This window comes from Burkholderia sp. Se-20378 (genome assembly GCF_017104665.1).
Classification (GTDB): Bacteria; Pseudomonadota; Gammaproteobacteria; order Burkholderiales; family Burkholderiaceae; genus Burkholderia; species Burkholderia lata.
Genome location: NZ_JAAGPG010000379.1, coordinates 1 through 8,226, shown reverse-complemented (window position 1 = coordinate 8,226; position 8,226 = coordinate 1). Strand labels below are relative to the sequence as shown.

Sequence of the window (8,226 nt, the reverse complement as noted above, 5' to 3'; positions counted from 1 at the left end):
CGCGCGCCTGCTGCTCGGGCTCGGTGAAGGCGCGACGTTCCCGGCGGCCACGTCGGCGATGTCGCGCTGGGTGCCGCGCGAGAAGCGCGGCTTCGCGCAGGGCATCACGCATGCGTTCTCACGCGTCGGCAACGCGGTCGCGCCGGCCGCCGTCGTCGCGGTGATGGCCGTGTACGGGTGGCGCGAATCGTTCTACATCTGCGGCGTGATCAGCATCGTGTGGGTCGTGGTGTGGGCGCTCGTCTATACCGAACACCCGAAGGATCACCCGCGCATCACGCAGGCCGAACTCGATGCGCTGCCGCCGCCCAAGCAGAAACCCGCGAACGTGCCGTGGGGACCGCTGTTCCGCCGGATGATGCCCGTCACGATCGTGTACTTCTGCTACGGCTGGACGCTGTGGCTGTTCCTCAGCTGGATTCCGCAGTACTTCCTGCACAGCTACGACCTCGACCTGAAGAAATCGGCCGTGTTCGCGTCCGCGGTGTTCTTCGCGGGCGTGATCGGCGACACGCTCGGCGGCATCGTCACCGACCGCGTCTACGCACGCACCGGCAGCCTCAAGCGTGCGCGCAGCTGGATGGTGTCGATCTGCATGCTGCTCACGCTGCTGTCGCTGTTGCCGCTGCTGTTCACGCACCACCTGTACGTGTCGATGGCGTGCCTCGCGGCCGGCTTCTTCTTCGCCGAAATGACGATCGGCCCGATGTGGGCCGTGCCGATGGACATCGCGCCGGAATACTCGGGCACCGCGAGCGGGATGATGAATTCCGGCTCCGCGCTCGCGGCGATCCTGTCGCCGGTGATCTCCGGCTTCGTGATCGACCGCTTCGGCAGCTGGGAACTGCCGTTCATCGGCAGCATGGTGCTGATGGGCGTGGGCGTGCTGCTCGCGTTCCGCATGCAGCCGGACAGCCGCTTCGCCGATGCCCCCGCCGAACAACCGGCCGCCAATCGCTCGCCGGCCTGATGCCAAACGGGGCGCTGCTGCGAGTGGCGTCCCCCTCTTTTTCTTACTGCAAACCATGACCCAAGCTACCCACGACCTCGCCGTCCGGCTCGCCGACGGCTGGCAACACGGCATCGCGTTCGACGCGCTGCCTTCGGAACTCGTCCCCGCCGATGCCGACGCCGCCTATGCGGTGCAGGCGCACCTGCTCGCCGTACGCAGCGCCGCGATCGGTGCATGGAAGGTCGGCGCGAAGCAGCCCGATGGCCCGATCCAGGGTGCGCCGCTGCCGGACGACTGCCGCCATGCGAGCGGCGTCACGCTGCCGCGCGGCGCGTTCCGGCCGCTCGGCCTCGAACTGGAAATCGCGTTCCGCTTCGGCCGCGATTTCGCACCGCGTGCGTCCATCTATGCCGACGATGAAGTGTTCGACGGCATCGCGCAGATGGGCGCATCGATCGAGATCGTCGCGAGCCGCTTCCGCGAATGGCCGGACGTCGCCCCCGTCGCGCAGCTCGCCGACCTGCAGAACCACGGCGCGCTCGTGCTCGGCGAGATGACCGGCTATCGCGACGATTTCCCGTTCGCCGCGCCGGCTCCCGCATTCGCATTCGACGGGCAGGACATCGCCGGTGCCGCATCGGGCACGAACCCCGCAGGCGATCCGCGCCGCCTGCTGCCGTGGCTCGTGAATCACGCGTCGCGACGCGGCATCGCGCTGCCGGCCGGCACCGTCGTCACGACCGGCTCGTACACGGGGATGTTTTTCCCGAACGCGGCGGGCACGGCCGTCGGCCGCATACCGGGGTTGCCGCCCGTCAGCGTGACCCTCGCCTGATCCCCGTTCGACCCGCTTCCATCCGATACCGACCGCTGCCATGACATCCGCCGTCTCGCCTTCGCTGGTTCGCCCCGTTCATCTCATGCCGTCGCAAGGCGCCGCGCTGTCGCCGCTGTTCGAGCGGCTGCGCACGGCAATGCGCGGCGACGTCTACGCCGACCGCGCAAGCCGCGGCCGCTATGCGACCGACGCGTCGATCTACCAGATCATGCCGCTCGGCGTGGTCGTGCCGCGCGACCAGGACGACCTGCGGATCGCGCTCGACATCGCGCGCGACCGCAAGATTCCCGTGCTCGCACGCGGCGCCGGCACGAGCCAGTGCGGGCAGACGGTCGGCGAGGCGCTCGTCGTCGACAACAGCAAATGGCTGAACCGGATCGTCGAATTCGATGCACAGGCGCGCACCGTCACCGTCGAACCGGGCATCGTGCTCGATCACCTGAACGCGTGGCTGAAGCCGCACGGGCTGTGGTTTCCGGTCGACGTGTCGACGGCCGCGCAATGCACGATCGGCGGGATGGCCGGCAACAACTCGTGCGGATCGCGCTCGATCGAGTACGGCAACATGGTGCACAACGTGCTCGCGATCGACGCGATCCTCGCCGACGGCAGCGAATGCCGGTTCGGCTCGCTCGCGCAGCCGGTCACCGACCGCCGCACGCTCGACCTGCTGCGCGGCGTCGAACGCATCGCGCAGCGCGAGCGTGACGAGCTCGTCGAGCGCGTGCCGAAGGTGCTGCGCCGCGTGGCCGGCTACAACCTCGACCTGTTCGACTGCCAGAACCCGCGCGCGTACACCGACGACGGTCACGCGAACCTCGCGCACCTGCTCGTCGGCTCGGAAGGCACGCTCGCGTACAGCCGGCAGATCACGCTGAAGCTCGCGCCGCTGCCCGCGCACAAGGCGCTCGGCGTGGTGAACTTCCCGACCTTCTACCAGGCGATGGACACCGCGCAGCACATCGTGAAGCTGAAGCCGGTGGCCGTCGAGCTCGTCGATCGCACGATGATCGACCTGTCGATGGAGAACCCCTCCTTTCGCCCCGTGATCGAACAGGCGCTGGTCGGGCAGCCGCAGGCGATCCTGCTCGTCGAGTTCGCGGGCGAATCGCGCGACGCGCAATTGACGCAGCTCGACCGGCTCGCCGAACTGATGGCCGATCTCGGGCTGCCCGACAGCGTCGTGAAGATGACCGATGCCGGCGCGCAAAAGGCGCTGTGGGACGTGCGCAAGGCCGGTCTGAACATCATGATGAGCATGAAGGGCGACGGCAAGCCGGTGTCGTTCATCGAGGATTGCGCGGTGCCGCTCGAACACCTCGCCGAATACACGCGCCGCCTGACCGACGTATTCCACAAGCATGAAACCGAAGGCACGTGGTACGCGCATGCGAGCGTCGGCACGTTGCACGTGCGACCGATCCTCGACATGCGGCGCGACGGCGCGACGCGCATGCGCGAAATCGCCGAAGAGGCGGCGGCGCTCGTGCGCGAGTACAAGGGCGCATATTCGGGCGAACACGGCGACGGGCTGTGTCGCGGCGAATGGGTCGCGTGGCAGTACGGCCCGCGCCTCAATGCGGCGTTCGCGGAAATCAAGGCGCTGTTCGATCCCGACAACCGCTTCAACCCGGACAAGATCGTCAATCCGCCGAAGATGGATGCGCGCGAGCATTTTCGTTTCGCGCCCGGCTACGCGGCGCTGCCGCTGCAGCCGGCGCTCGACTGGTCGGCATGGAACGTCACGCGCAATCCGCTGACCGGTGACGAAACCGCCCCCGGCTCCGGCGCCGACATCACGAACGGGCTCGCGTCGGCCGTCGAGATGTGCAACAACAACGGCCACTGCCGCAAGTTCGACGCGGGCACGATGTGCCCGAGCTACCGCGTGACACGCGACGAGCAGCACGTGACGCGCGGCCGTGCGAACACGCTGCGGCTCGCGGTGACCGGCCAGCTCGGCGCCGATGGCCTCGCCGGCGACGACGTGAAGGCCGCGCTCGACCTGTGCGTGTCGTGCAAGGGCTGCAAGCGCGATTGTCCGACCGGGGTCGACATGGCGCGCTTCAAGATCGAGGCGCGGCATGCGTGGAACCGCAAGCACGGCTCGACGCTGCGTGAACGACTCGTTGCGTACCTGCCGCGTTATGCGCCGTGGGCCGCACGGATGCGCGGCGCGATCGCGTTCGCGAATGGCGTGCCGGTCGCGGCGTCGTGGATGAAGCGATGGATCGGCCTCGCGCCGCAGCGGGCGCTGCCTGCGTTTGCGCGGCCGTTTCTGGCAGATGCGAACGCAGGTGCGGGTACGTCAACATCGTCGCAAGTAGGCAACACGGCCATCCGCGAAGTGCTGCTCTTCGTCGATACGTTCAGCAACTACCAGGAACCGGAGAACGCGCGGGCCGCACAGGCCGTGCTCGAAGCGGCGGGCTACACCGTGCACTTCAACGTGCGCGAAGGCGAACGGCCGTTGTGCTGCGGTCGTACGTTCCTTGCGGCCGGACTCGTCGACGAAGCGAAGGCCGAGGCGAAGCGCACGCTCGATACGCTGCGGCCCTACCTCGAACGCGGCGTCGCGATCGTCGGGCTGGAGCCTTCGTGCCTGCTGTCGATGCGCGACGAGTTTCTGGCATACGGGTATGGCGACGAAGCCGCACGGCTCGCGAGCCACGCATTCCTGTTCGAGGAGTTTCTCGTGCGCGAGCAGGAGGCTGGCCGGTTATCGCTGCCGCTGCATGCGATCGATGCGAACGAAGCGCTCGTCCACGGCCACTGCCATCAGAAGGCATTCGGCGCGTTCACGCCGGTGCAGACAGTGCTGCGCTGGGTTCCGGGGTTGAAGGTGTCGCCGGTCGAATCGTCGTGCTGCGGGATGGCCGGCAGCTTCGGCTACGAAGCCGAACACTACGATGCGTCGCAGGCGATGGCCGAACTGTCGCTGCTGCCGGCTGTGCGGGCGCGGGCCGAAGGCGCGATCGTCGTCGCGGACGGCACGAGTTGCCGGCATCAGATCCAGGACGGCGCGCAGACGCAGGCCGTGCATGTGGCGAAGGTGCTGGCGCGGGCGCTACAAGGCTGATTGCTGCCCGAGCCCTCACGAAATCCACTCGGCATGCAGTTGCCCGCTGTCGCCGAGATAGTCGAGCACCCAGTGCATGACCGGCGCCGTCTTCTGCGCATGCCATTCATGGGCGTCATGTCGAAGAGCATCGGCACGACCGGCGGGATCTTCGTGAACTACATCAGCGGCGCGCTGGTCGCGATCGTGCTGCTGGCCGCGCAGCACGGCGGAGAACTCCGGGCGTGGACGTCGGTGCCGTGGTATGCGCTGTCGGCCGGCGTGCTCGGCCTCGTGATCGCGGGATCGATCGGCTATACGGCTTCGCAGCTCGGCCTGACGACGGCCTTTACGATCATCGTCGCGACGCAGTTCGTCGTGTCCGCGACGCTCGATCATTTCGGCTGGCTCGGCGCGATGCCGCGGCCGCTCGACGTCACGCGTTTCGCCGGCATCGGTGCGATCGTCGCGGGGGTCTGGCTCACGTCGAAGTGATCGCGAGCCGCCGCGCGCGCATCACTGCGCGTCGCCGATCCCGCCCATCAGCATCATCAGTTGCTCGCGCAGCCAACGGCTGCCCTGGTCCTGATCGGCGCTGCGATGCCAGTAGCAGAAGTATTCGAGGGCCGGCATCTCGAACGGCAGTTCGAGAATGCGCGCCGGATAGCGCTGCAGCAGCCGCAGCGGCGCCGTCAGCGCGAGATCGCCGCGCATCGCGATCAGCGGCGCGACCATGTAGTGCTGCACGCGCATCTGGATGGTGCGGCGCAGCCCGAGGCGCGTCAGTTCCGCGTCGACGTACCCGCTGCCCTTGCGGCGGCTCGACACGTGGATGTGCCCCATCGCAAGGTAGTCGTCCATGGTGAGCGTGTCGCCCTTGAACGGGTGATCGTCGCGGATCATGCACGCGTAGCGATCACGCACGAGCAGCGCCTGGTGCAGGTGCGGATCGCCGATCAGCGGCGCGTCGATCGCGATGTCGACGGAGCCGTTCGCGAGCGCGGTCGCGACTTCGCGGCGGTCCATCGTGTAGCTGCGCACGTGCATGCCGGGCGCATGCGTCTGCAGCAGCTCGCCGAGCGCGGGCAGCAGCAACGCCTCGGTCAGGTCGCTCATGCTCATCCGGAACACGCGCGTCGACGACGCCGGATCGAACACGTCGCCTTCGTGCGCGCTCGAATCGAGCAGCTGCATCGCCTCGCGCACGCGGCCGACGATGTTCTCGGCCAGCGGCGTGGGCATCATCCCGGCCGGCGTGCTGACGAACAGCGGATCGTTCAGGGTCTTGCGCAGCCGCGCCAGCGCGTTGCTGACGGCCGGCTGCGTGAGGTTCAGCACCTCGGCCGCGCGCGTCAGGTTGCGCTGGGTGTAGATCGCGTCGAATACGACGAACAGGTTCAGGTCAATCTTCGAAAGGCGCATCGCCGGATCTCCTTGCCGGCATCTTACGGCGTGCGCCTCCCGTTCGTCCACGGCCCTGCGCATCGTGGCGCGACGCTCAGCCGCGCAGCGGCGGCGTCAGGTACGCGGCCGTCGAACCCGGCTCGCCGCCCTGGATTTCCATCCGCGCGATCGCCTGCAGGTGCACCTCGTCCGGGCCGTCGGCGAAGCGCAGCGCGCGGCCCCAGGTCCAGTGGTCGGCGAGCGGCGTGTCGGGGCTCAACCCCGCCGCGCCGAACACCTGCATCGCGCGGTCGCACACGTCCGTGTACACGGTCGGCACCAGCGCCTTGATCATCGAGATTTCCTTGCGGGCGGCCTTCGCGCCGACCTTGTCGATCATCCACGCGGCCTTCAGCACGAGCAAGCGCGCCTGCTCGATCTCGATGCGCGAGCGCGCGATCCATTCGCCGACCGTACCGTGCTTGTTCAGCGGCTTGCCGAACGCGACGCGCGACTGCGCACGGTCGACCATCAGCTCCAGCGCAAGCTCGGCCGCGCCGATCGAACGCATGCAGTGGTGGATACGGCCCGGCCCGAGGCGGGCCTGCGCGAGCGCGAAGCCGCTGCCTTCCTCGCCGAGCAGGTTGCTCGCCGGCACGCGCACGTTGTCGAACGTGATCTCGCAGTGCCCTTCCGGCGCATAGTGATTGACCACCGTGATGTTGCGCACGATCGTCACACCCGGCGTGTCGCGCGGCACGAGGATCATGCTCTGCTGCTGGTGCGACGCGGCCTCGGGATCGGTCTTGCCCATCACGATGAAGATCTTGCAGTTCGGATGCGCGGCGTTCGTGATGAACCACTTGCGGCCGTTGATCACGTACTCGTCGCCCACGCGCTCGATGCGCGTCGTGATGTTCGTCGCATCCGACGACGCCACGTCGGGCTCCGTCATCGCGAATGCCGAGCGGATCTCGCCGCGCAGCAGCGGCTTCAGCCACTGTTCGCGCTGCTCGGGCGACGCGAACATGTGCAGCAGCTCCATGTTGCCGGTGTCCGGCGCGTTGCAGTTGAACACTTCCGACGCCCAGCCCACACGCCCCATGATCTCGGCGAGCGGTGCGTATTCGAGGTTCGTCAGGCCCATGCCGGGCTCATCGTCCTTCAGGTGCGGCAGGAACAGGTTCCACAGGCCTTCCGCCTTCGCGCGCTCCTTCAGTTCCTCCATGAACGACACGGGATACTGGCCCGCGTGCACTTCCTCGTTCCACTGGCGAATGCGCGGCACGATGTGCGCGTCCATGAATGCGCGCACGCGGCTGCGCAGTTCTTCCACTTTCGGGGTGTAGCCAAAATCCATGATCGACTCCTCGATTCCGTTCGTTCGGTTCCGTCAGAAGGCCGAGACACCGCCGTCGACGGCGACGGCCTGCCCGGTCAGATAAGTGTTTTCCTTCGCGCACAGCGTCAGCATCGTCGCGACGATTTCCTCGGGCCGGCCGAGCCGCTTCATCGGCGAGCCCTGCGCGAGAAAGTCCTGGCGGTCGCCGATATCGCTGTCGGTGACCATCGGCGTCGTGCTGTAGAACGGGCACACCGCATTCACGCGAATGCCGTGGCGCGCGTATTCGATGGCCGCCGTCTTCGTGAGCCCGACCACCGCATGCTTCGACGCCGCGTAGGCCGCCAGCTTCGGCGCGCCGCCGAGCCCGGCCATCGACGCGACGTTCAGGATCACGCCTTCGCGCTGCGCGAGCATCTGGCGAATCTGGTGCTTCATCCCGAAGAACACGCCCTTCGCGTTCACCGCGAAGCTCAGGTCGAGATCGGCTTCGTCGGTGTCGATCAGCGCCTTCATCGGCGGTGCGATGCCCGCGTTGTTGATGCCGACGTCGAGCCGGCCGAAACGCTCGGCCGCCGCGTGCACCAGCGCGGCCACCTCCGCCTCGACGCGTACGTCGCAGCGCTGCGCGATCACGTCGGCGCCGGCCGCGC

General features: G+C 67.9%; 7 protein-coding genes. 4 read left to right on the top strand and 3 right to left on the bottom strand.

The window, feature by feature from the left end; translation table 11 throughout:
* The 4 genes from G3N93_RS28720 to G3N93_RS28705 form a co-directional block, all read left to right on the top strand.
* Positions 1 to 970, top strand: a 970-nt coding sequence (locus tag G3N93_RS28720) for an MFS transporter (protein WP_206134480.1), incomplete at its 5' end; no start/stop codon positions are given.
* Positions 971 to 1,025: 55 nt separating this feature from the next.
* Positions 1,026 to 1,787 carry a 2-keto-4-pentenoate hydratase gene (locus tag G3N93_RS28715; protein WP_206134479.1) on the top strand — a complete coding sequence of 254 codons (762 nt, stop codon included), beginning with the start codon at positions 1,026 to 1,028 and terminating at the stop codon, positions 1,785 to 1,787.
* A gap of 40 nt (positions 1,788 to 1,827) precedes the next feature.
* Entirely contained in the window at positions 1,828 to 4,869 is a 3,042-nt protein-coding gene (locus tag G3N93_RS28710) for an FAD-binding and (Fe-S)-binding domain-containing protein (RefSeq protein WP_206134478.1), read from the top strand.
* A gap of 117 nt (positions 4,870 to 4,986) precedes the next feature.
* On the top strand, positions 4,987 to 5,343 hold the full coding sequence (locus G3N93_RS28705; protein ID WP_241026742.1) for a DMT family transporter: 357 nt from the start codon (positions 4,987 to 4,989) through the stop codon (positions 5,341 to 5,343).
* 21 nt (positions 5,344 to 5,364) lie between these two features.
* On the opposite strand, the gene G3N93_RS28700 is transcribed toward G3N93_RS28705, so the two are convergent.
* From G3N93_RS28700 to G3N93_RS28690, 3 genes are all read right to left on the bottom strand, one after another.
* Positions 5,365 to 6,270, bottom strand: coding sequence for a LysR family transcriptional regulator (locus tag G3N93_RS28700; RefSeq protein ID WP_206134476.1), 906 nt, complete (start codon positions 6,268 to 6,270; stop codon positions 5,365 to 5,367).
* 76 nt (positions 6,271 to 6,346) lie between these two features.
* Positions 6,347 to 7,591, bottom strand: coding sequence for an acyl-CoA dehydrogenase family protein (locus G3N93_RS28695; protein WP_174939622.1), 1,245 nt, complete (start codon positions 7,589 to 7,591; stop codon positions 6,347 to 6,349).
* A gap of 33 nt (positions 7,592 to 7,624) precedes the next feature.
* Positions 7,625 to 8,226: SDR family NAD(P)-dependent oxidoreductase (locus G3N93_RS28690; RefSeq protein WP_206134475.1), on the bottom strand; the 602-nt coding region annotated here is incomplete at its 5' end.

What these genes read in the sequence shown, in the direction of transcription:
- G3N93_RS28700 (WP_206134476.1), bottom strand. Translation starts at nt 6,270, where the DNA reads ATGCGCCTTTCGAAGATTGACCTGAACCTGTTCGTCGTATTCGACGCG.
- G3N93_RS28710 (WP_206134478.1), top strand. Translation starts at nt 1,828, where the DNA reads ATGACATCCGCCGTCTCGCCTTCGCTGGTTCGCCCCGTTCATCTCATG.
- G3N93_RS28695 (WP_174939622.1), bottom strand. Translation starts at nt 7,591, where the DNA reads ATGGATTTTGGCTACACCCCGAAAGTGGAAGAACTGCGCAGCCGCGTG.
- G3N93_RS28715 (WP_206134479.1), top strand. Translation starts at nt 1,026, where the DNA reads ATGACCCAAGCTACCCACGACCTCGCCGTCCGGCTCGCCGACGGCTGG.
- G3N93_RS28705 (WP_241026742.1), top strand. Translation starts at nt 4,987, where the DNA reads ATGTCGAAGAGCATCGGCACGACCGGCGGGATCTTCGTGAACTACATC.